The 24047-nt window shown below is 33.0% G+C and carries 17 protein-coding genes and 1 pseudogene; 6 read left to right on the top strand and 12 right to left on the bottom strand.

Going from position 1 to position 24047, the window contains the following annotated elements; all coding sequences use genetic code 11:
- Window positions 1-53: 53 nt before the first annotated feature.
- The 3 genes from ACT3CE_RS08435 to gcvT form a co-directional block, all read right to left on the bottom strand.
- Window positions 54-974 (bottom strand): 3-phosphoglycerate dehydrogenase, encoded by a 921-nt coding sequence (locus ACT3CE_RS08435; protein ID WP_444709327.1) that lies wholly within the window; start codon window positions 972-974, stop codon window positions 54-56.
- Window positions 975-1176: 202 nt separating this feature from the next.
- Window positions 1177-2253: a 3-phosphoserine/phosphohydroxythreonine transaminase gene (serC, locus tag ACT3CE_RS08430; protein ID WP_444709326.1), complete on the bottom strand. Its 1077-nt coding sequence runs from the start codon at window positions 2251-2253 to the stop codon at window positions 1177-1179.
- 430 nt (window positions 2254-2683) lie between these two features.
- Entirely contained in the window at window positions 2684-3787 is a 1104-nt protein-coding gene (gene gcvT / locus ACT3CE_RS08425) for a glycine cleavage system aminomethyltransferase GcvT (protein WP_444709325.1), read from the bottom strand.
- A gap of 817 nt (window positions 3788-4604) precedes the next feature.
- On the opposite strand from gcvT, the gene ACT3CE_RS08420 reads away from it, so the two are divergent.
- The 4 genes from ACT3CE_RS08420 to ACT3CE_RS08405 are packed head-to-tail and all read left to right on the top strand — an operon-like array spanning window position 4605 to window position 7370.
- The gene (locus ACT3CE_RS08420; protein ID WP_444709324.1) at window positions 4605-5060 is read left to right on the top strand and encodes an Hpt domain-containing protein; all 456 of its coding nucleotides are present in this window, start codon (window positions 4605-4607) and stop codon (window positions 5058-5060) included.
- 14 nt (window positions 5061-5074) lie between these two features.
- Window positions 5075-5425: an STAS domain-containing protein gene (locus ACT3CE_RS08415; RefSeq protein WP_444709323.1), complete on the top strand. Its 351-nt coding sequence runs from the start codon at window positions 5075-5077 to the stop codon at window positions 5423-5425.
- Between the two features lie 9 nt (window positions 5426-5434).
- Window positions 5435-7003, top strand: coding sequence for a response regulator (locus ACT3CE_RS08410; RefSeq protein WP_444709322.1), 1569 nt, complete (start codon window positions 5435-5437; stop codon window positions 7001-7003).
- Window positions 7004-7055: 52 nt separating this feature from the next.
- The gene (locus ACT3CE_RS08405; protein WP_444709321.1) at window positions 7056-7370 is read left to right on the top strand and encodes a PQ-loop domain-containing transporter; all 315 of its coding nucleotides are present in this window, start codon (window positions 7056-7058) and stop codon (window positions 7368-7370) included.
- A 26-nt stretch (window positions 7371-7396) separates the two neighbouring features.
- Here ACT3CE_RS08405 and citC read toward each other — a convergent pair whose 3' ends face one another.
- The 7 genes from citC to clpB all read right to left on the bottom strand — a co-directional run bounded on the left by citC (window position 7397) and on the right by clpB (window position 18054).
- Window positions 7397-8470 carry a [citrate (pro-3S)-lyase] ligase gene (citC, locus tag ACT3CE_RS08400; protein WP_444709320.1) on the bottom strand — a complete coding sequence of 358 codons (1074 nt, stop codon included), beginning with the start codon at window positions 8468-8470 and terminating at the stop codon, window positions 7397-7399.
- A gap of 178 nt (window positions 8471-8648) precedes the next feature.
- Window positions 8649-10028, bottom strand: coding sequence for a triphosphoribosyl-dephospho-CoA synthase (locus tag ACT3CE_RS08395; protein ID WP_444709319.1), 1380 nt, complete (start codon window positions 10026-10028; stop codon window positions 8649-8651).
- A gap of 101 nt (window positions 10029-10129) precedes the next feature.
- The gene (gene citF / locus ACT3CE_RS08390) at window positions 10130-11686 is read right to left on the bottom strand and encodes a citrate lyase subunit alpha (protein ID WP_444709318.1); all 1557 of its coding nucleotides are present in this window, start codon (window positions 11684-11686) and stop codon (window positions 10130-10132) included.
- A 29-nt stretch (window positions 11687-11715) separates the two neighbouring features.
- Entirely contained in the window at window positions 11716-12588 is an 873-nt protein-coding gene (locus ACT3CE_RS08385; protein WP_444709317.1) for an HpcH/HpaI aldolase/citrate lyase family protein, read from the bottom strand.
- Window positions 12589-12611: 23 nt separating this feature from the next.
- Entirely contained in the window at window positions 12612-12899 is a 288-nt protein-coding gene (citD, locus tag ACT3CE_RS08380; RefSeq protein WP_444709316.1) for a citrate lyase acyl carrier protein, read from the bottom strand.
- 925 nt (window positions 12900-13824) lie between these two features.
- A complete protein-coding gene (locus ACT3CE_RS08375) occupies window positions 13825-15258 on the bottom strand; it encodes an ADP-dependent glucokinase/phosphofructokinase (protein WP_444709315.1) in 1434 nt (477 codons plus the stop codon).
- Window positions 15259-15462: 204 nt separating this feature from the next.
- On the bottom strand, window positions 15463-18054 hold the full coding sequence (gene clpB, locus ACT3CE_RS08370; RefSeq protein WP_444709314.1) for an ATP-dependent chaperone ClpB: 2592 nt from the start codon (window positions 18052-18054) through the stop codon (window positions 15463-15465).
- A 233-nt stretch (window positions 18055-18287) separates the two neighbouring features.
- Here clpB and ACT3CE_RS08365 point away from each other — a divergent pair, with 233 nt between their 5' ends.
- Together ACT3CE_RS08365 and ACT3CE_RS08360 are read left to right on the top strand one after the other, a co-directional pair.
- Complete coding sequence (locus ACT3CE_RS08365) at window positions 18288-18701, top strand: OsmC family protein (RefSeq protein WP_444709313.1); 414 nt, start codon at window positions 18288-18290, stop codon at window positions 18699-18701.
- A 259-nt stretch (window positions 18702-18960) separates the two neighbouring features.
- A complete protein-coding gene (locus ACT3CE_RS08360) occupies window positions 18961-19542 on the top strand; it encodes a peroxiredoxin-like family protein (RefSeq protein ID WP_444709312.1) in 582 nt (193 codons plus the stop codon).
- A 140-nt stretch (window positions 19543-19682) separates the two neighbouring features.
- On the opposite strand, the pseudogene ACT3CE_RS08355 reads toward ACT3CE_RS08360, so the two are convergent.
- Both ACT3CE_RS08355 and ACT3CE_RS08350 read right to left on the bottom strand, forming a co-directional pair.
- Window positions 19683-19826 (bottom strand): annotated as a pseudogene (locus tag ACT3CE_RS08355) (glycoside hydrolase family 47 protein); the annotation flags it as partial.
- A gap of 46 nt (window positions 19827-19872) precedes the next feature.
- Window positions 19873-22941 (bottom strand): ATP-binding cassette domain-containing protein, encoded by a 3069-nt coding sequence (locus ACT3CE_RS08350; protein WP_444709311.1) that lies wholly within the window; start codon window positions 22939-22941, stop codon window positions 19873-19875.
- Between the last annotated feature and the right edge of the window lie 1106 nt (window positions 22942-24047).

Here is a 24047-nt window from a genome sequence, read left to right as displayed (position 1 = left end):
TCTATCTATTTTCTATATTACAAATTCACGAATTCACAAAGTCACTAGATTTTCTAGTTTACCTTAAAAGTTTCGTCTCCTTTTTCGATACAGTTCACAATTTGATTTGCTCCGGCGATACCAGCATTGATATTTGCCTCGGCAGTTTGTGCACCCATTTTCTTAGGAGTAAAGAAGAAACGGCCTTCGAATTTAGCTGCGATTTCGTCTTTGCAATCCGGAGCAATATCCGAAATGTAAGAAAAATCGGCACGAGCCTCCATCAATTTAACCAAGCCTTCTTCGTCGATAACCTCTTTACGAGCTGTGTTTACAAGAATACCGCCTTTTGGCATCTTGTTTAATAAATCAAAATTAATTGAATTTTTTGTTTTATCGTTTGCTGGAATATGCAAGGAAACATAGTTACAGGTACTATACAATTCTTCAACCGAATCAACAACAGTAACCCCATCGGCTTCAATTGCTTCTTTAGCTACAAATGGATCGAAAGCATAAACTTTCATTCCAAAACCTTTAGCAATTTCGCCAACATATCTACCTACATTACCATAGGCATGAATACCAATTTTCTTACCTCTGAGCTCAACTCCTGCTTTTCCATTGTATCCATTTCTTGCTAAGAAAACCATCATTCCTAAAACCAACTCTGCAACAGCATTTGAATTCTGTCCGGGAGTGTTCATAGCAACAATTCCTTTTTCTGTACAAGCTTCAAGATCGATATTATCGTATCCTGCACCAGCACGAACAATTACTTTAAGCTTTTTAGCTGCTTCTATTACCTCACGAGTTGCTTTATCACTTCTGATAATCATTGCATCAACATCGGCAACTGCTGCTAATAAATCAGCTTTATCTGTATAAGATTCTAACAAAACTAATTCATAACCTGCGCCCTCTACAACACCTCTAATACCGCTAACAGCGGCAGGTGCAAAAGGTTTTTCGGTTGCAATTAATACTTTAGTCATTTTATTTGAAAATTTGAATTAAAAAAATAAAATGTCATTGTCAGCCAAATCGAAGTAATTTTTAAGCTACAAGCTTCAAGTAATTTCAGTTTAAACCTTTTTACTTAATACTTTTTACTTTATTGAATTACTTTAGTCGTTCCTCATGCATCTGAATGACGAAAAGCAGAAGTATTTCTCTCTCCTGCTTATCAAATATACATTATTTTACGTGCTTTGCTTCAAATTCTTTCATGCAGTCAACCAAAGCCTGCACACTTTCTTTTGGTAAAGCATTGTAGGTAGAAGCACGGAATCCTCCAACAGAACGGTGCCCTTTAATTCCAGACATTCCTTTAGAAGTTGCAAATTCCAAGAAATCTTTTTCAAGTTCCTTGTATTCATCTGACATTACAAAGCAGATATTCATTAAAGAACGATCTTCTTTATTAAGAACAGTACCTTTAAACATTGGGTTACGATCGATTTCGTCGTATAGAACAGCAGCTTTTTCTTGGTTTAGTTTTTGCATTGCAGCGACACCACCTTTTTCTTTGATCCATTTCAAAGTTTGAAGAGCAGCAAATACAGGAACTACTGGAGGAGTATTAAACATAGATACACCTTTAATGTGAGTTCTGTAATCTAGCATGGTAGGAATCTGACGATCAACTTTACCTAAGATCTCATCTTTAACAATCACAAAAGTTACACCTGCAGGAGCAAGGTTCTTTTGAGCACCACCATAAATTAATGCATATTTAGATACATCAACCGGACGAGAGAAAATATCTGAAGACATATCGGCTACCAATGGAATATTGATATCCAAATCTTCTTTTATTTCGGTACCATAAATTGTGTTATTGGTAGTAATGTGGAAGTAATCAGCATCGGCAGGAATTTCATATCCTTTAGGCAGATAGTTGTATACGGTATCTTTCGAAGATGCCACCTCTACTACCTCACCAAAAAGCTTTGCTTCTTTTTGAGCTTTATTTGCCCAAGCACCTGTGTTTAGGTAAGCTGATTTTTTTCCCATTAGGTTGTAAGGAATCATGCAAAACTGAGTTGATGCTCCACCACCTAAAAATAAAACTGAATATCCTTCTGGGATGTTCAATAATTCCTTGAATAATGCGATAGCTTCATCCATAACTGCAACAAATTCTTTGCTACGGTGTGAAACTTCCATTACAGAAAGACCTGTTCCAGCAAAATTTGTAATTGCTTCAGCAGTTTTTTCAACTGTGAAATCCGGAAGGATTGAAGGGCCTGCAGAAAAGTTGTGTACTTTCATTTTTCAAACGTTTTAAATTTTTGTATTATTCCATATCCTGAGGCAAATTTTGCAAATAAAAATTTATTTTGAAATGATTTTAAGGTTTATTTTTGATGTTTTTTAACAAAAAAAAATCATTTCATCCCCCTTCATATAGATTAATATTTACAGTCTGAATTTCAGTACCTTAACCCACAGAAATTATTTTAAATATTTCTCTTATTCAAAATATTATAGTTTGTTTATTTCAATTTTCACGATTTATCAATTTTTTTTTCGAAAAAAACCAAAATTCGAGTATCAAAAAAGCGCAAAAACAGCAGAATATTCTTAATAAGAATTACAAATGTATAAATTTATGTTTGAATTAAGCCTTGTTTTCACAGATAAAAAAAGCAGGCATACCAAAGTACACCTGCTATATAATTTGAAGTAAAAACCTGTAAGCTTATCCTTTATAAAAAGGCATTTTTACAATTTTAGCTTTTAAAGCTTTCTTTCTTACCCTAATATAAATTTCTGTATCTACTTTATAAAAACCTTCTTTCACATATCCCATACCAATTGCTTTACCAACCATAGGAGCCATAGTTCCCGAAGTTACTTCACCAATTTCGTTTCCATCAGCATCTTCAATTTTATATCCATGACGAGGAATTCCTCTATCAATTAATTCAAAACCTTTTAGTCTGCGTTTAGGTTTATCGGCCTTTTGTTTTTCAAAGAAATCTCTGTCGATAAAATCATTTCCTTCAACAAATTTAGTAATCCATCCTAATCCTGCTTCAATTGGAGTATGCTCATCATCAATATCATTTCCATATAAGCAAAAACCTACCTCTAAACGTAACGTATCGCGGGCTGCCAAACCAATTGGCTGAATACCGAACTCTTTTCCTGCTTCCATTACAGCATCAAGTAATTTCTTACCATCTTCGTTTGCTACATAAATTTCACATCCACCTGATCCGGTATAACCAGTTGTAGAAAAAATTGCATTTTCGATACCCGCAACAGTTGCTTTTTTAAAAGTATAATATTCCATATCTTCAACAGGAACATCAACAATTTTTTGCATTGCCTTTAATGCCAAGGGACCCTGAACGGCTAACTGACAAATCTCATCTGAAGCATTATATAATTCGCTACCGACTTCTAAACCTATTTCTTTGGCATTTTCGCAACACCAATTCCAGTCTTTTTCGATATTAGCCGCATTAACAACCAATAAATAAGTCTCGCTATCTACGCGATATACCAATAAATCATCAACAATACCACCTTTACCGTTAGGAAAACAAGAGTACTGAACTTTACCATCAGCTAAAGCTGCAACATCATTAGTCGTTAATTTTTGAACAAAATTAAAGGCTTTTGGACCTTTAACCCAAAACTCGCCCATGTGAGACACATCAAAAACACCTAACTTCTCACGAACACATAAGTGCTCATCTTTAATTCCAGTGTATTCAATAGGCATATTATAACCTGCAAATGGTGCCATTTTTGCACCTAATTCTTCGTGAAAACTAGTGAAAGCTGTTCTTTTCATTGTATTTTGTGTTTAAAGTAATATTTAAGTAAAAGTTATTTTACTTTGAAAAATCACCCAAGAAAAAACTAGTGTATTATGTTTGCGTTATGCATTTGCAAATGTAAAAAATTTTCTCAGATATCGTTTGCATAACTAAATTACTTTATGCTTTTCATTTTTTCTATGCAGAAAACTAATACACTCCTTCCAAATAAACAACATAATACTGGTTGAATCTGCGAAATTAAGATAATCCTGCAAATAAAAATCATTATTCCATGCCAATAACAATAAGATTTGTACTAAGAGTATTTCTATAAATACAAATAGGAATAACCGACAAATTATAACCACTTAATTACCAATATAAAAAACCAATATAACTTTTAGCTTAACAAAGTTAAACCTTAATAAATTGCTTTAGATATATAATATATTAGCAACATACTAAGAGAGTATTCTTTTTCTTAGCACTTTTAAAAAAGTAAATCTACATTCCATTATTCATCGATTTTAATTAAATATTACCCATAATTTAAAGCAATTACCTCAAATAAGAAAAAAGGTAAAACATATAAATACATTCATACGAGATCTAAATTAATTATACAAACCAAGTCTAAACCATTAATAAACACAAGCAATATGAGACAATTTATCGATTCTTGTTCAATAGGTAATTTAAAATTAATTTAGTAATATTGCACTAGCAAAAACAATAAACTGGAGAGGTTTCTAGATACTAATCATATTATAAACTATTATTTTTTTCGTTTTAAATATGTATCTTAATATTTATAAACAACTTTTTATATAACAAGATCATCCTGCAAAAATGACTCAAAAAGGAAAACTCACAGATTTGTCCTATTTAAAGGAGATGTCGGGTAACGATAATAGTATTATCGGAGAAATGATTGAAATTTTCATAGAACAAATACCTGAGTTTACAGGTGAAGTTTCGTCATATTTCGAAGCCCATGATTGGAATAGATTAGGAGCTGTTGCCCATAAAGCAAAATCATCTGTTCGCACAATGGGAATGGAATCTATTGGCGAATGTTTAGAAAAATTGGAACATTATTCAAAAGGAAATCTTAAGTCTGAATTACAATTAAAAAAAGATAAAGGTATTGAGCTAAGTTCTGAAGATGAAAAAAATTGGAATAATGTTATGCATGAACCCCTAAGTGACATTAAATTAGATTACATTCCAGAATTAGTCAGTACTTTTTTGTCAAGCTGTCCATTAGCCGTTAACGAATTAAAATCAACCTTACAAGAACTTTAACTGCATCATTTACTATGAATATAGAAACCAAAAACATCGACACAATTACAGTTATGAAACTGATTGAAACTAATCGTTTATATGCTCTTAATGCTGGTGTTGCTAAAGAAAAAATGAACGAAGTTTTGAGTGTTCCTAAATCAAAACTAATTGTAGATTTTGAAGCCATAAGCTTTATTGACAGTTCTGGTTTTGGAGCTCTTCTATCGGCTCTTAAAACTTCAAAAGAACACAAAAGCCAAATAAAGCTTTGTAATATAAACAAAGACGTAATGGAATTAATAGAATTAATGCAGTTGGATTCAATTTTTGATATTCTGCAGAATCCTACAGCTTGTATAAACAGCTTTTCTAAGGCAGAATAATTTGCCAGTATGGCTAAGGTCTCTCCACATATTCTTGTTGTTGATGACGATATTGTAATTCTAAAATTTATTGAGTTTACTCTTAAAAATTTAGGTTATCAAACAACGCTTGCAAAAAACGGAAGAGAGGCAATAGACCAAGCCAAAAACGAACATTACGATCTTATTATCTCCGATTTATATATGCCATTAATGGATGGCAATGAATTGGTGCGTCATTTTAGAAAACTAGCTGAATATCAACATACACCATTTATATTTTTATCTGGCAACAACGAAGAGGAAACCTGGATTAAAAACTTAAATGATGGTGCTGATGATTTTATCACAAAACCTATTAAACAAAAGGTTTTCGTATCTAAAATTCAGTCTCACTTAAAAAAATCTTTTCTTAGAAAAAATATTCTTGACGACGCTCGCAAAAATGACATAAGCTTTAAAAAAGGCATTCTAATATATTGCGCAAATAGAATAAAACCTTTTCCACTACCAAGAAAATTAATTAAAACCAATATTAGAGTTGTTTACACCGACTCTGATTTTTTTATGGCCTTACAGGACGTAAATACATGGGAAATAATTATTGATGATGCCGCTAGCTGGGCTGTTTCTATTCTGGAAAAAATCAGCGAAATAATTTCTAACCATTTACCATTAAGCATTTTAATTACAGATCCGAACAATAAGGAACAAATGGATTTTTTCCTAAAATTTAAAATCAATAGTTTCCTATACAAACAATTGGATCCTAAATTAATCGTACACCAAATTAATTCAAATATTCAACGAGAACATGAATTAAAAAACAAATATTTAAATGCTTTAAACACAGCTGCTAAAAGATCACCAATTAGATTTGAAAATAATTTTTCAGATCAATTGAAAGATTACAATATTGAAATACTACACCAGCCTTATGATAAATTACCTGGTGGCGATTATTATGAAATAATTAATGTTGATGAAAACCGGAAAATTTTAATTGTTGGTGATGTTATGGGTAAAAAATGGGATGCCTGGTTTTTTGTTCCTGCTTATATCGCATACATTCGAAGTACAATTAACTTTTTCCTAAATAGAAAAGAACTGGATTTTGTCGAATATCCGGGAAAATTTCTCGAGATAATTAATCAGTATGTTTTTAAAGACATGCAGCTAACCGAAGTGTTTACAACACTAAGTATAATATCCATATCAGCAAATACCAATAAAATAAGTGTTGCTTCGGCAGGAGCTCTGCGCCCTTATTACTACGATTATACCGAAGATACCATATCGCAATTAAATATTGTTGGAACTTTATTGGGAGTAATAAAAAATGCACAATACCAAAGTTTAGTTCACGATTTTTATGAAGGAGATAAATTATTGTTTTACACCGATGGATACACCGAAGCTGTTAACGACAAAAACAATGAAATGATTGATGATGATGCACTCTATTTAGCATTGAATAAATACAAAAAATCAGAACACCTAACTCCCCAAGAAATTGAGGAAGAAATAATTCACACATTCAACGTTTCTAAATTTGACGATGACAGAACCATGCTCCTTATTGAAAGAAACCAAAAATAATCGTTCCTATTTAATTTTTTAGCACATTTGCAAAAAAATAATACCCTTAAATATGAATGATATAATTGGATGGATAGGAAGTCTTTTATTTGCTGTTTGTGCTCTTCCTCAAGTTATTCACACTTTTAAAACCAGAAGAACTGACGATTTAAATGAAGTGTTTTTATGGCTTTGGTTTGGAGGAGAAGTTTTAACTTTTTCCTACATTATAATCGATGATATTAGTAATAAAAATTACCATATTCCTCTCTATTTTAATTACTTATTTAATATTATTTTATTGTTTTATTTAATTTTTGCAAAATATACTTACAATACAAAACCCACTAGTTTGTCTTTTTTGCTTCAAAAAATTAAAAGAAAATAAAAAAGCCGGATAAAATCCGGCTTTCGTTAATGTCTTGTCACTGTTTCTCTTATTTTTTTCCTGATCTCAGACGATTCCTCTGACAGTAGAAAATTCTTTGTTGAATTTGGAAGAAAATCCAAAACTTCATCTAATTTATCTTCTCGAATTGCCTGCCTTACCTTCGAAGCAGAAATGTAATTATCCTCCCCACCACAGGTAATTCTGGGTATTTCAAGTAATTCTACTCCATTTGCCGGCAAATATTTTATCATAGCCTGGTTATAGGCTGCTGTTACCGGAGAATACATTTCGGTTCCTACATATCTTTTATTAATATTAAGAACAGGAACAATATAACGCAAGAAGGTAATTACATCCAGTTCAGCCTGCTTATCGGCAATATCGCACTCCTTTTCCTGTTTTAAGAAATAGCATGGGAAAATTGTTCCCGAAACAACATAATTTCCACCTTTTACCATTACCAGATTCTCAATATTACCAAGCTCTTCTTTTATTAGATTCCAACGTATATCGAAAGTAAAAGAAGAACGATCTTCCTCAACCACAAAAAGATAAACCAATCGATTTTCTTTACAGGCTTTTTCAATTAAATATTTATGCCCTTTTGTAAAAGGATTACAATTAACAACAATCGCTGCAATATCGCCTACATTAACTTCTCTCCTTATGGATCTTAAGTAATCCTGATACGTTTTAATGTTTTCGTATCCAAATTCGAGAACCGAAAATAAAGGCTCGGCTGTTGCAATTTCGGTAAATCCCAAACCTTTAAAAACTTCTAAATTTCGAGGTTTTGTATAAACAAAAATATGCTTATGCTTAAGTATTACCAAATCGATAAGATGCGTAACAATTTGAGCAAATGCTGCACCTTCGCGAAACTCAGGAGCAACAGCAACATATTTTAAAACTCTCCCCTTATACGATCCGGTTCCAATAACTTCCCCATTCAAGTTATACAGAATCATTGTATAATCAACATCCCGTCTTTCAAAATCGAAACCCAAAGCGCCCAGAAATTTGGAAATCAATTTTATGTCATAGGGGTTTTTTAAATCCAAAGATTCTTCTCTGTAATCTGTATTTTCAACTCCCATCTCTATTTCTTTGTTTTGTTAGTTTAAGTATTCTTAGTGTGTGATTTATTACTTGTTTATCAGTGTTCAATAATAAAGATTTTAGTGAAAATAAATTCTTTATTTAAGATGTTAAAGAGATACTTATGCCTCTTTAAATCATGACAAAAGTTATTTGTTTTGTTGTTATTATTTAGTATTAATTATAATCTTGATTTACCATATAAATAAAAAAGCTTACTGCCAGCAGATCTGCCGAACCTCCTGGCGAAATATTTTCTGTATTGCAATAATCCCGTAAATCTTTATAATCACTATTAAACTTATTGGTATTAAAACTATTAAAAGCAATTCGTGCTTTATCTTTTAACTGTTCTAAAACTTCAATTCCCTTTCTAAACAAAATATTGCTATCGTTATTATTGGCAATTAATGCAAGTAAAGTATGACTTAATGATTTCTGCAATAAACTATCAGTAAACAAGCTAATACCCTTTAAATGAGTTGATAAAATCGGGATAGCATGATTAAAAACACAGGGTAAACCCGATTGCACCTCACCACGAATGCCTAATCCTTTAGATCCGTATTTTTCGAAACATTCCTCTCCATGAGTTTTTGCTTTAGAATACAGCTTTTTACCAAGTTCCTGCTCAACTAAATTCCCATTTAACTTTTTTAACTGATCTGCAAAAGCAGAATAAGAAAATTTATTTTTGGCTATAAGATTTGCACTAATAAAAAGAGAAAATCCCAACAAGAATATTGCTCCTTTATGAGTGTTTACACCTTGTGTTTCGCGGAACATATCCTCCTCCATTAACAAGCCTATGCGACGTAATTCTGGTAAGGCATCCTTCGGGTTTTCCTGGTTAAAAATAAATCCATATTGTGCGATATCTTTAAAATAAACCGAAAGTACAGCGCTTGAATTTAAAAAAGTAGAAAAATCCATATCCTGATGAGAACCATTTGAAAACCGATCGACCAAACCAGGTTTTGGCGACAATGAAACCTCGTGCAATAGTGCTTTTAGGGCAGTTGCCGAAAGAAAATTACAAAGCCTATCTTGACGAACCGATTCCATAAAACAGGAAATATCCCGATCTATCTTATTCCTCATATCTTCGTAAGAATGCGCTTTTTCTCTCATGCAAACAATGGCTGCCTGCTGATTACAGAAATAGCATACCTTTGCTTTACCCGACGAAACGGGACTTCCCTCTGAATTGGTAATATCGATATCTAACAATCTCCCAAGTGGATGTTTAATTTCGAAAGACTCGGCAAGCTCCTTAATTTGGCAAACAGATATATTACCAGTTAATGGAACAATATAAAAATCGCCGGCTTCATCGGCCTTACATTGCTCATTTTCCTGCTCAATAACAATACGATGAGATAACAAATATCGTTTTAAGTCTTTTAATGTATGCTCAAAAAAAGATTTAATTTTATCGTTTGATTTTGGATATCCAGGTACATTCAAATTAAAGCTTAAAGAGGCCTTTTTCTGATTTGCAATTTGAATTCTTGCCTCAGCTCTTTGATCTTTCGCGGCTAATATTTCCTTAATCACCTCATCCATATTTTTAAAGCCTACTGTTTACCTGTTTAAAATAACACCCTAAAAGTAGAATTACAATTAGGGTGCATAATAAATATATTTTCGGAATCTACCTAAAGATTTTCGACATTGTATATCACATCAATTATGGTTCCGTCTCGGTATTCAACTAAAGCAACAATTTTATCGCCCAATTGTTTTTCTGCCGGAATACCGGTCATTTCATCTACTTCTTTTTTAAGCTCGCAAATATCGACAACCTTAAGACCTGCTTTTTTTAATGCTGCCGCAAGATTTGGTTTCGATGGATTAACACAAACTCCTCGCTCGGTAACCACCACATCAACACTTTCGCCAGGTGTTACAACCGTATGAACACGATCTTTAACAATTGGCAAACGACCACGGAATGATGGACATACCACAACTGTTAGATTTGCCCCTGATGCAGTATCGGAGTGACCTCCTGAAGCTCCTCTAATTTCTCCAGACGAACCTGTAATTACGTTAACATTAAAATCTACATCAACCTCTAAAGCTCCCAATACAACTACATCCAACTTGTTAGTCATAGAACCACAATTATTAGGATTAGCGTACTGATCGCAGGTAATTTCGATATGATTTGGGTTATTTAATACGGAAGTACTAACTGCTGCATCGAAGGACTGAACATCGAAAATTGCCTGAAACAATCCTTCATTCAACATATCAACACCGTAAGATGTTACACCACCAATCATAAAGCTTCCTTTAATTTCTTTGCGTATCATATCTTCGCGAAGAAATTTAGCTACTGCCAAAGAAGCACCACCGGCCCCCACCTGAAATGACATTCCGTTCTTAAATAAGCCAGAATGCTCAATTACATTTGCTGCAATTCGCGCAATACGTAAATCCATTGGCGATTTAGTGATACGAGTGGTACCCGAGGCAATTTTAGTTGCATCTCCAATTGAATCTACTTTTACAACATAATCAATAAAATGTTGTCGAATAGTACTTGGCAAGCAAGGATAATCAACCAAATTATCGGTTACAACAATTACATTTCTGGAATATCTGGCATCGATATCGGCATATCCCATCGATCCGAAGGCAGAAGGTCCGTGGGAACCTGTTGAATTTCCTTCCTCGTCGGCTGCCGAAGCTGCTAATACCGATAAGTCTGGCTTAATTCTACCAGTTAAAAAATCTCGTACACGACCACCATGAGAGTGAATTATTGCGGGATATTTTAACTTACCTGTCGAAATAGTTTCCCCTAATCTTCCTCTAATACCTGAGGTAAAAATTTTGGTAATCATTCCTTTTTCTACATAAGGAACTAAACCATCGTGTGCCGATGTTAAGGATGAAGAAGCCAAAGTAATATCTTTGATTCCCATTTCATCAAGAATTCTAATGGTTTCCATTAAAACTCCATCTCCACCTCTTAGATGGTGATGACAAGTTACTGTCATACCATCAAAAACATCGCATTTTTTTATTGCATCTTCAAGGCTTGTACAAAGTTTTGAAGTATGCGGTTTTTTTGCTTTTAGTGTTCTGGAAATATTTGTAGCCGGAGCTTCATCTTCAATAATACTTTGCCATACACCGCGGAAAGGTTTTAACTCACCCAATCCTTCTATATATTCAGGAATTTCAACTCCTATTGCGTTTTTCATTATCTCTTAATTAAGAATCCAAACCTAATTTACTCTATGCTGTCTTCGATTTCTTTTAAATCGACCTTTGCATATTCTAAAACTGTGATAGCACGTTGTACAACTGGAGCATCGACCATTTTTCCATCGATAGCAAATACTCCAATACCAGCTTTCTTATTCTTAATAAATTCAGAATAAACGCGGTATGCTTTGCGCACCTCATTTTCTGATGGATTAAATACTTCATGAACTGCATCAACCTGACGAGGATTAATTAAGGCTTTTCCTGCGAAACCTATTTTTTTAATATATTCGGTTTCCTCTTTAAGTCCTTCTTCGTCGTTTACATCGGCAAAAACAGTATCTAAAACATCTAAACCGTAAGCTTTACCAGCCATTACAATTCTTTTTCGGGCATAATCAATACCTACACCATCTGGGGTTTTAATAATTCCCATATCTGCAGTTAAATCTTGTCCTCCAATTGTAATTGCATCGATACGAGGATCGGCAGCAGCAATATCATAAACATTAGCTACCCCTTTTGCTGTTTCGATCATTACGTGAATGGTCATTGTAGGATTCTTAATTCCATGTTCCTTTTCGATTCGACGGACCTCTTTCATAAATTCTTTTACATCGGCTACCGTTTCGGTTTTTGGAAATCGAATATTATCGGGTTGCAGAGGTACAATTTCTTCAAGGTCGGTAAGCCCAAAAGGAGTATGAAAATTATTTACACGCACACAAACTTCGGTATCGTAAAATTCAACCGTTTGTAACATGTTACGAACCAAAATACGGGCAGCATCTTTCTGATTAAGTGCTACTGCATCTTCAAGGTCTAATAATACGGCATCACATCCATACACTCCAGCTTGTTGAATCATTGCCGGATTGTTTCCAGGGATGTATAACATTGATCTTCTTTTCTTTTTAGCCATTACATGGTTCCCTCCTGAATACCTAAAGAACGTTTGATTGCGGTTTCTACTCTAGCTTTAATTGTTGGTGTTAGCGCTCCTTTATCTTTTGCAATTAAGTGTACATCTTTAATGTCAAGATCATCTAACACTTTATTTACTGTAGATTTGATATCCTCTTCGAACTGAAGCATTACTGTCGAAGAAATATCTACTCGGCGTCCGGCATCCTTTTTAACAGGCTCAATCAAGATCATAATATCACTCGATTCGAAAGTTCCGGCTTGCGCTTTTAACTTAGGTGTCATTGTTAAGAATATTTGTTTAATTATTCCGTTAAAATTCTCTTATTTGATTATGCAAATTTTAAGGACTTTGAATAGAAATCAAAGCACTTTTAAAGATTTTTGTCCATAATTACCTTGTGTTATAAAACACACTTAGGAAACGATTGCATATCAACACGTTATTAACATTTAAATTATTTAATGTATATAGATTCCTAGATATTATATAGGATATAGCTATCATTTTCATATTAATTTTCCTTTCCTAATTCTAAATTCGGCAGTAACAAAGAAAAATTTCGCTGTTTTACTGTAAAAACTATTCATTATTGCAATACAACAAAGGCTCCGAAAAAAATCGAAGCCTTAATTATTAGTGATTAGTTAGTGGTTAGACTTTCTTGAGATAAAAACAAGAAAATCAACAGTATGAAAAGCATATCACAAATGGTTAGTGTGTTTTACTTATTAAATACATTACAATATAAGTGTATTTTTTCGTCCTATGCAAACGTTTTCTAAGAAAATATACTTTTATGTATTTATATTTTACAAAATAGCTTTATTTAGATGCATAACAACTCCAAACTTAAATTTCAATAAAGATTTTTTTCTTTTAATATACTTTTCTTTCTCTTTTTTTTCTTTTTTATTCGGCAGCAAATTTGGTGTGCAAAATTTAAAAACTACTTTTTTCGCCAGATTAATAAATTTTTGGCTTGTTTCAATGGGTAATTAAAGCAAAATTAAGTGGTCTACTACATTTTAGCTTTATCAAATTAGAATTAAAGAAAGTTAGATTAGTTAGAGCTAATTTGAACTGCTCCACACAATCGGTTCATTAGGTGAATAGCCTAGGTACCACGAAGCTATTTATTTTTGCATTAAAAAAGGAGTTTTTAGCTCAAGTACCTAAAAACTCCTCCTGCAATAAATTATTTCTTGTTTATAATGCACCTACTAAAGATACAGACGAAATAGTATCTCCCATTCCAACTAAAGTAACAGGCTTTTCGATAAGAATTGTTGGAACTGCAATCACTTCTAAATCCTTATTTTCAAAAATTCCTGTTGACAATAAATCATTATCACCCAAATGATTTTTAACTGTTTGGCTTAACGCTTTAAGTTCGTTTAAACCTACTGCCGATACTTCGTGATTTTTTGCCCACAACAAAACATCTTTGGTATCAATAGCTCCGGTTCCTGCTTTTGCTGCAGCAACAGTAGCTGCCAATTGCATTCCATTGCGGTTCTGCAATGCCGACACTTTAAATCCTTTTTGCTGAAGAGTTACATATAAGCCAAACATGTGCAATTGCATTCTTGGACATTTTGTGTACTCATAAATTTTTAGCATTCCCTCGAACAGGTTCGAAGAATTTGTATGTTCTTCACACCTTGCAGCCAGTTCTTCTTCTCCAATAACTTCCAGAATATCTATTAATTCACGTTCATTAAAACCTAAACTATCTACACTTTCTACCAAGCTATCAATTAGATGTTTTCTAATTACTTTATCCTGAGTTGAAGCAACCTCTAAATGCAATAAATTATTTGGACAAGATTTTCGCCATTCAGCAATCATTTTTTTCGATAAATCGATACGCTCTGTTCCTTTGGTTCCATCCACTAAATTTTCCTGCAACATCTGATATCCCGAAAGAATAATGTATTCAGGATTAATGTCCTCTTTTGACATTCTGCTATCGAAATTCTGATCGACATGTAATTTGAAATTTAAAGGATCGTAGGTTGCAATAAATCGATTTGCCTTAGGACAGATATAACTTTCCCCATTAATAGTAATTGTATCTCCTTTATCGAATTCGATTATCCAGTGAATAAGAGCATTTTCGGCAGAACGATCGACTGTATATGCTTGTTGCAAATCTCCTTTTTGATTGGTCGTTACAAGATTGGGTAAATCTAAAAATAGCTGTCCCTGTTCTTTGGGTGCCGATGCACAATGCACATAAACCTGCTTAACACCACAAACGGCCATTACATTGGCAACAATACCTCCTTGACCTCCCATTTGCATTTTATCATAGCCAACATTTTTATTCAACCACTCAAAAACTTCAACCTCTTCAATCAGCCACTCTTCTGCAATACCACTTTTAAAGCAATGTAAAAATCCCCGAAGAGCATCTTCATTTTTACGGATGGCTTTCTCTCCTTCCGAAACAATAATATTAGCATCTAAATTATTATCGGCAATTAACGTTTCTATGCTTTTTCCACTCACCTTAATTACTGCATCAACATTTGCATTGAATGCACTAATTAATCCGTTAATTTCGCTCATTTTTTCGAGCTGAGCAGGAGCTGTTTTATAGTTCTCGAGCCAGGCAGCTTTTAATTCACTTAATGACATGTGGGACTGATTTATATTATTAATTTGATATTTTCATTTTAAATATAATGAGCAAAGAAATGGAATAAAAATTCAAACTCTTAAAAATTACAATTAATTCAATAAAAAATCGTTGCAAACCATTGCAATATACAAACAGAGAGCTTTGCTAATAAATCTGCAAAACTCTCTTTACATTTTAAAATATAATTACATAAATATGAGCTATACATTTTTAAATACAAGTTTATCGCTCATAACATCGATTAATATATTCTGCTTGGCAATAATTTTTTCGGCCAATATCTGCTTCGACAATTCATTTAACACTTGTTTTTGGAGAACACGTTTTATTGGTCGGGCTCCAAATTGCGGATCGAAACCTAAATTACCGAGATAATTTACTGCTGATTCACTCAAATTAATTTGTATATCATTTTTCAGTAGCATTTCCTGAATAATCTTAAATTGGAGTTTTACAATTTCCTTTACCTCTTCGCGCTCTAATGGCGTAAATACAATACTTTCATCAATTCTGTTTAAAAATTCGGGACGTATGCTCTTTTTTAATAAAGCAAGAACCTCTTCTCTGGCTTGCCATAATAATTCGTCTTTATTATCAGAAGTAAAACGTTCAATTTTCTCCTGAATTAACTGAGAACCAACATTAGAAGTCATAATAATAATTGTATTCTTAAAATCGACCACCCGACCTTTATTGTCGGTTAATCTGCCATCATCCAAAACCTGAAGTAGAATATTGAAAACATCGGGATGCGCTTTTTCAATTTCATCTAACAAGACAACAGAATAAGGTTTACGACGAACCGATTCGGTAAGCTGTCCACCTTCATCGTAGCCCACATATCCCGGAGGTGCACCAATTAGCCTGGACACAGAATGTCTTTCCTGATATTCCGACATATCGATACGAGTCATCTGATTTTCATCGTCGAACAAAAACTCGGCCAATGCTTTTGCCAGTTCTGTTTTTCCAACGCCTGTTGTTCCCAGAAATATAAAGGAACCAATGGGACGCTTGCGATCCTGTAGTCCAGCTCTACTTCTTCGTACTGCATCGGCAACAGCTGTAATGGCTTCTTGCTGACCTACGACACGTTTGTGCAGTTCTGATTCAAGAGATAGTAATTTCTGTCGCTCACTTTTAAGCATTCGGTTGACAGGAATTCCTGTCCATCTTGAAACTACTTCAGCAATATCATCATTACTTACCACTTCTTTAATTAAAGCATCCGAATTCTGATTTTGTTTTAACTTTTCATTTAGATCTTCAATCTCTTGTTCAACTTCTTTTAATTTTCCATATCTAATTTCGGCAACTCTTCCATAATCACCTTCACGCTCAGCTTTTTCGGCCTCATATTTAAGCGATTCCAATTCTTCTTTATGCTTTTGAATTCCATCGATTACTTCCCGTTCAGCCTCCCATTTAGCACGATATTTTAATCGCTCATCATTTAATTCTGCAATTTCACGAGCCAAATCTTCTTGTTTTTTAGCATCCCCTTCTCTTTCAATAGCTAACTTTTCAATTTCCAATTGCTTGATTTTACGCTCAATCTCATCTAACTCTTCGGGAAGAGAATTCATCTCTAAACGCAATTTAGCGGCAGCTTCATCAATTAAATCAATTGCCTTATCGGGCAAAAAACGGTCTGAAATATATCTTTGCGATAACTCTACGGCAGAAATAATTGCTTCATCTTTAATTTGAACTTTATGATGATTTTCATATCTCTCCTTTAATCCACGAAGAATAGAAATGGCACTTAATGTATCTGGTTCATCTACTATTACTTTCTGAAAACGACGCTCCAGGGCTTTATCTTTCTCGAAATATTTTTGATATTCATTTAATGTTGTGGCACCAATAGCGCGCAAATCGCCACGTGCCAAAGCTGGTTTTAAAATATTAGCTGCGTCCATTGCACCTTCACTTTTCCCTGCACCCACCAGAGTGTGAATTTCATCGATAAAGAGTACTACTTCACCATTGGACTCTACAACTTCTTTCACCACCGATTTTAATCGCTCTTCAAATTCTCCTTTATATTTTGCACCTGCAATTAATGCACCCATATCCAATGAATACAACTGCTTACTTTTTAGATTATCGGGAACATCTCCTTTTACAATCCTATGAGCCAAACCTTCGGCGATGGCTGTTTTCCCAACTCCAGGCTCTCCAATTAATATTGGATTATTCTTTGTTCGTCGAGAAAGAATCTGTAAAATCCTACGAATTTCCTCATCTCTACCAATTACAGGATCTAACTTTCCATTCCGAGCTCTTTCGTTTAAATCAACAGCAAAACGCTTTAACGAGTTAAAAGTATCCTCCGCAGTTTGAGAATCAACTTTAGCTCCTTTTCGCAAGTCCTTTATTGCTGCACTTAAATCCTTTTCGCTTACACCATTATCTTCAAACAGTTGAGCTATCTGATCTTTTCCCTTCAAAAATGCCAGCAAAATATGTTCGAGGGAAACAAACTGGTCTCCCATTTTTTTCGAAACATCAGTAGCTGTTTGTAATACAGCACTTGCATCTCTGGATAAATATGACTCTCCTCCGCTTACTTTAGGATAAGATTCTAATATCCTATCTAAAACTAAGGTGAAATTCTGAACATGCACACCTAATTTATTCATTAAAAAGCCAACAATATTCTCACCTTCCGAAACAATCCCCTTAAGTAAATGACCTGTTTCTATTGCTTGCTGATTATTTCCCTGAGCAATCTGAAATGCTTTTTCAATTGCCTGCTGCGATTTAATTGTAAAATTATTAAAGTTCATATCTCCATTATTTGTATTCAGAATTTATATTTTCAAAATTCTTACCAACTAGAGTAAACAAGAATTTAACTGAAAAAATGTCACTTAATTAACACTTTATAAGGAAATATTGTCAGTTTACTGTAAGCTAAACTGAAGAATAAACAGATTTGTTTAATTTACTTTTAAAACTAGATGTCAATTTGAATATTTATATATATTTACAATAACATATAATCAAAAAACTAAAATCGATGAAGGTTACAACAAAATGGACTAAAGGTTATGCTTCTACTACCACTAACAATAGAGGTCATAACGTAATTTTAGATTTACCCGTATCAAAAGAAGGAAGCGATACTGGGGCAAGTGCTTTAGAATTATGCTTAATGAGTTATTCAGGCTGTGTACATACAATTTTTAATGTCGTAGCTCAAAAAATGAGAATTTCTTTTGACTATCTGGATGTTAACATGAGTGGAGAACAAAAAAATGATGCTTTAACTTTTACAGATGTTGAAATTCATTTATCTATTGATACACAAGCAAGTGATGTTAAAATAAAAAAATGCCTGGATCAAACACTAAAAACTTGTCCGGTTGGTATTCTTTTTAAACAATCTGGCGTAAATACCAGCTATAAAATTGAAAAATTAAATGATGCATAATTGAGTACTTCTTATTATTAAAATCCCTCGAAATATACGAGGGATTTTTTTTATGCCTTCGCAAATTATTTTTGAATCAATTCTCAAAATAAAATGTTATCAATTACAAAACACCAATTTTATCAAAACTGAGTATGATCTTAATTTTGCAATTACTACTACAATTAACAAATTATTAACCTTATACATGGCAACAAGGTTTGATTTGCGAATAATAAAAGACTACTTTGTATTTTATTTTTAATCAATTCGAAAAATCATGAAAAATTTATTGATATTAGTATCATTACTAATTAGTTTTGCCAGTTACGGACAAAAAAATCACAGCAGTATTTTAGTAGGTCAAAAAGCTCCTATGTTTAAAGCTATAGATCAAAATGGAGAAAAGGTGATAAGTAGTGAAATACTTAAAAGTGAGCAATTAATTCTTGTATTTTACCGAGGACAGTGGTGTCCATTATGCAACAAGCACCTATCTCATTTACAGGAAAATATCGGAAAATTTAAAAAAGCAGGTGCCCGCTTGATTGCGATTTCACCCGAAATTCCTGTAAGCATTGAAAAAACAATTAAGAAAACAAATGCAGAATACTCTATTGTTCACGATACAGATTCTAAAATTATGAAACAGTATGGTGTTAACTTTGTATTAGAAAAAAAGTTGATAGAAAAATACAAGGAGTATGGAATTGATCTTACGATTTCTAATGGCAATAATGACCAAACACTTCCCGTGCCAGCAACTTATGTAGTAGGGAAAGACGGCAAAGTAAAATATGTACAATATGATCCAAATTATAAAAACAGATCGAATGCAGAAGAAATCTTAAAACATTTATAATACGTAAAGAGTCGAATTTTCGGCTCTTTTCTCATTGCAGGATACTACATTTATTAAAAGGTATTTATAACTTAAAGACGTACAAGACAAAATTTCAAAATAAAAGAGCTGTATTAAAAAAAACAGCCCTTTTAAATAATTTATTTTAATCCAAAATTCTTCTTCACCTTATCAGGATCAAATGATTTTTTAGCAAATGGATGTACTTCGGTATAAAACAAATAGTCATCTAAATTAAAAAATCTTGTATCCTCGGTAAAAGTTAGATATAAATATTTCATAGTCTCTGCAAAAAAGGATTAATTACAGATGAACCCTTTTAAATATTTATTATTTCTGACGTTTTCGTGCAATTCTAAAGTCGCCTTCGGGTAGAATTTTAACTCTTAAGAATTCGATAAATGCAAGTACTCTTCGCAATACATCAAAATAAAGCGAAAAATAAAAAACAATGGTTGTTAACCATATAATTATCAGATTAAACCAAAAAGTATCAATTAAATAATTACCTAATCTCTTTTGAGAAGCAAATAATTGAGCTCTTCCATTTCTTTCTCCTGGTATTTGAAAAACAGGATCCTTTAATTGAATTATCTCATCTTTATATTTAATTAATTTGTTAATTTCTCTGCGATTAAGTACAATTTGCTCTATGGCTTCGTTATGATATTTTTCTTTAAATTCGAATACTTTTTCACTATCACCAAAGGTCTGTATCAATTCATTGTATACCCGATCTCTTTCGTTCGAATTATTTTTATAATCTGTTCTGCTAGCTTGTTTTACTTTCTCCAACCAGGCATTTATATTTTCTGAGGAGTGTCGTAAATAAATTCTTGATAGCTCAATATTTTCGGGTAAAGTATATATTTTAGAAAGTTTTAATAATTCGTTACGAACCAAACAAAAATCTTTCTCTTTTTCATTTTTAAGCCAGGATTCATAAGTTTGTTCTAATAAAGGAATTAAAAAAGATGAACGAAAAGCTGCTTCACTCATTTTTTGTTCATAAGGAAAAAACTTTTTCTCAAATTCATTATCCTTAAACTGAGCAACTACCAAGGCTTCATAAGCCCATCGCGATGTCATTAAATCGCCGACAAGTGGAACATATTTTTGGGTAGTAATAGCAGGATGCAGCTTATTAAAACTCACAATTACCCCGGAAAACAGAAGCTGTGGCACCAATATAAAAGGTATTGAAACATAAACAGCAACAACAGAATTCAATCCTGCCGACAAGTTTAATCCTATTAAATTAGCACATGCCGATGCCGTATATAAAACAAGCCAATATACCCATGTTAATCCCTCTATTTCGAGAATTGTATTGGCCAGTATTACAAACAAAAAAGTTTGAATAGCCGAAATAATCAGCATTACTATCACTTTTGAATTAAGGTAACTTGCGCGGCTCAAATTTAGAAACTGCTCACGCTTCATCATTCTTCTGTCATGCAAAATTTCTTCGGCCGAAATAATCATCCCTAAAAACAAAGCGACCACCACAGCCATAAAAATAAAGGATGGAATATTTTCATTTAAAGAAAATAAATAGGAAGTATGCTCCGCATCGGCACCACTGATATACTTTGTAAAATAGCCTAATATTATTGCCAATAATGGAGCTTCTAAAATGGTAATCAGCATGTATTGCCGATTACTTAATTTCGATTTGATATCTCTGGATAGATATATTTTTAATTGATCCCAGCGTTTAGGAATACTAAAATAATTTTTAGGAAGTTGTTTTTTCTCCGTTGGCTCTATTACGGGATTATTACTCTCTATATTTCCTTTATATAATTCGTACCACTCATCGGAATTTCTCTTACGCTTACGAATTTGTTTTCCATATTCGTTCATCATTCGAGCTTCGATAATACGAAGAATTTGTTCCGAATTTACATTACCACAAGTTAAGCATTCGCTTTCGTTTGCCTTTACATAGTGCGATTGTGTTTTAAAATAGACTACTGCATCAATAGGGTTTCCAAAATAAATTACCTTTCCTCCCTGATCCATCATCACGAGTTTATCTAGCAATTTAAAAATATCGGACGAAGGCTGATGGATATTACAAATTACCAATTTACCTTTCAATACCTGCCTTTTTAAAAGAAGCATTACCTTTTCCGAATCCATACTCGACAGTCCGGATGTAGGTTCATCAACGAACAATACCGAAGGTTCGCGCATTAACTCAAGCGCAATATTCAATCGCTTCCTTTGCCCTCCACTCAGCACCTTATTTATGGGATCTCCTACTTTTAGATCCCTAGCTTCTACCAAATCAAAATCTTCAATGGTAGAATCAATTATTTCTTCTATCTTTTCATCCGAAGTATCGTCGAAACATAGTTTAGCGTTATAAAATAAATTTTCATAAACGCTTAATTCCTCAACCAATAAATCATCCTGAGGAACATATCCTATAACTCCCTGTAATTTAGATTCATCGAGATGTAAATCGTATCCATTAATGCAAATCCTACCATTTTTTAAAGGCAATGTTCCATTTAAGACATTTAAAAATGTTGATTTCCCCGTACCACTTCCGCCCATAACACCCACAAGCTGCCCCGATTCCATTTGCATACTAACCGGTTGCAAACCGTTATTAGATCCTGGAAAATTAAACTCAACATTTTTAGCAGTAAAATGAATATCCGACAAATTTTTTCGCTCGATAAAAACCGATGAAATTTGAGAATAATAAATCGGATCAATACGAGGACTTCTAACCACAGAACCAAAAGAAAGTACATAGCCACGATCGAGTTTCACATTATGCCCATTAAGAAAGAGGTTATATTCACCAAAATACTTCATAATCATAGTATTGGTGCTTTCTAAATGCAAAATAAAAATCCGACCTCTCATTCTGGAACTGTAAATATGTTTTACAAGTTCATGTTTCCAATTTTCGTTGCTGTCTATTATAAGGATGTGCTCATTAAAGGGTATCGAATATTCATCACCAATAATAAACTGGCGACTATTTTCGAATTCGGACTTAGGGATTCTAAATATTTTGGATACTGTTTTTACCAAGTCCAGCTCATCAGGTCCGGTAAATTCTGTGTCATCAATAAATTCGAGCAACTGAAGCATAACCCATACTTTTTGCTCCTGCTCTACCTCTTCTAATAATCTACCACAAACCTGTTCAACCTCTAGGTGCTTGTTTATAAAACACGCCTGACCATCTTCATCGCAATGCGATTCTTTTAAGTAACGATCAAAATCTTCAAGATATCTTTCAGTCCACTCTTTGCTGAATTGCTTTTGCAGCCATTCTGATACAACATCGCGTGCTGCCATTTCAAAACCAAGCTTTTGCTCATCAACAATAAGAGCAAAAAGTTGCATAAGGGCATTCAGTAAAGACTCATTCATGGTATAACTTCGAAATTTATTTTTTTGATAAGCTTCTAAATTAGATAAATTAAATGAAGTATGGAGTACATAATCTTATTAAAAAATTAAGAAATCGTAAACTGCAGCCTCAATATCTTAAAAATCTAAACAAAAAAAATAGATTATTTTTTCTGAATACATTTTTCTATCACTCTTCCGAAAACAAATATGCACTCTAACAAACTACGAATCAATATTTTTTAATGTTTTTTAACAATTCTTTTCAGATATTAACTAATCAATGTAATACCTTTAAAAGTATACTACAAAGAGGTAGTATATTCATAGATTAAAGATTTAGGTTAGTAGTTAGTGGTTAGAGAAAATCCCGAACTTAACGAAGTTCGGGATTTTTCTTTTCGATACATTATAACTTTAATGCAACTTTTGCGTCTTCTGCTCTCTAAATTTTCTCTTTTAATATCCTTTAACTTTTCTTTTATCCAATTAACTAATTTACAGGCTACATTTGTTACATATAAAAACAGAAAAAGTTTTTTCATAGATTAGATTTAGGTTAGTAAATAGTGGTTAGAGAAAATCCCGGACTTAGCGAAGTTCGGGATTTTTCTTTGCGATACATTGTAACTTTAATGCAACTTTTGCATCTTCTGCTCTCTAAATTTTCTCTTTTAATATCCTTTAACTTTTCTTTTATCCAATTAACTAATTTACAGGCTACATTTGTTACATACAAAAACAGAAAAAGTTTTTTCATAGATTAGATTTAGGTTAGTAAATAGTGGTTAGAGAAAATCCCGGACTTAACGAAGTTCGGGATTTTTCTTTTCGATACATTATAACTTTAATGCAACTTTTGCGTCTTCTGCTCTCTAAATTTTCTCTTTTAATATCCTTTAACTTTTCTTTTATCCAATTAACTAATTTACAGGCTACATTTGTTACATACAAAAACAGAAAAAGTTTTTTCATAGATTAGATTTAGGTTAGTAAATAGTGGTTAGAGAAAATCCCGGACTTAGCGAAGTTCGGGATTTTTCTTTGCGGTACATTGTAACTTTAATGCAACTTTTGCATCTTCTGCTCTCTAAATTTTCTCTTTTAATATCCTTTAACTTTTCTTT

Source organism: Marinifilum sp. RC60d5, assembly GCF_052400665.1.
In the GTDB taxonomy this organism is placed as follows: Bacteria; Bacteroidota; Bacteroidia; order Bacteroidales; family Marinifilaceae; genus JBQTGK01.
This window is presented reverse-complemented; position numbering and strand designations above follow the sequence as displayed.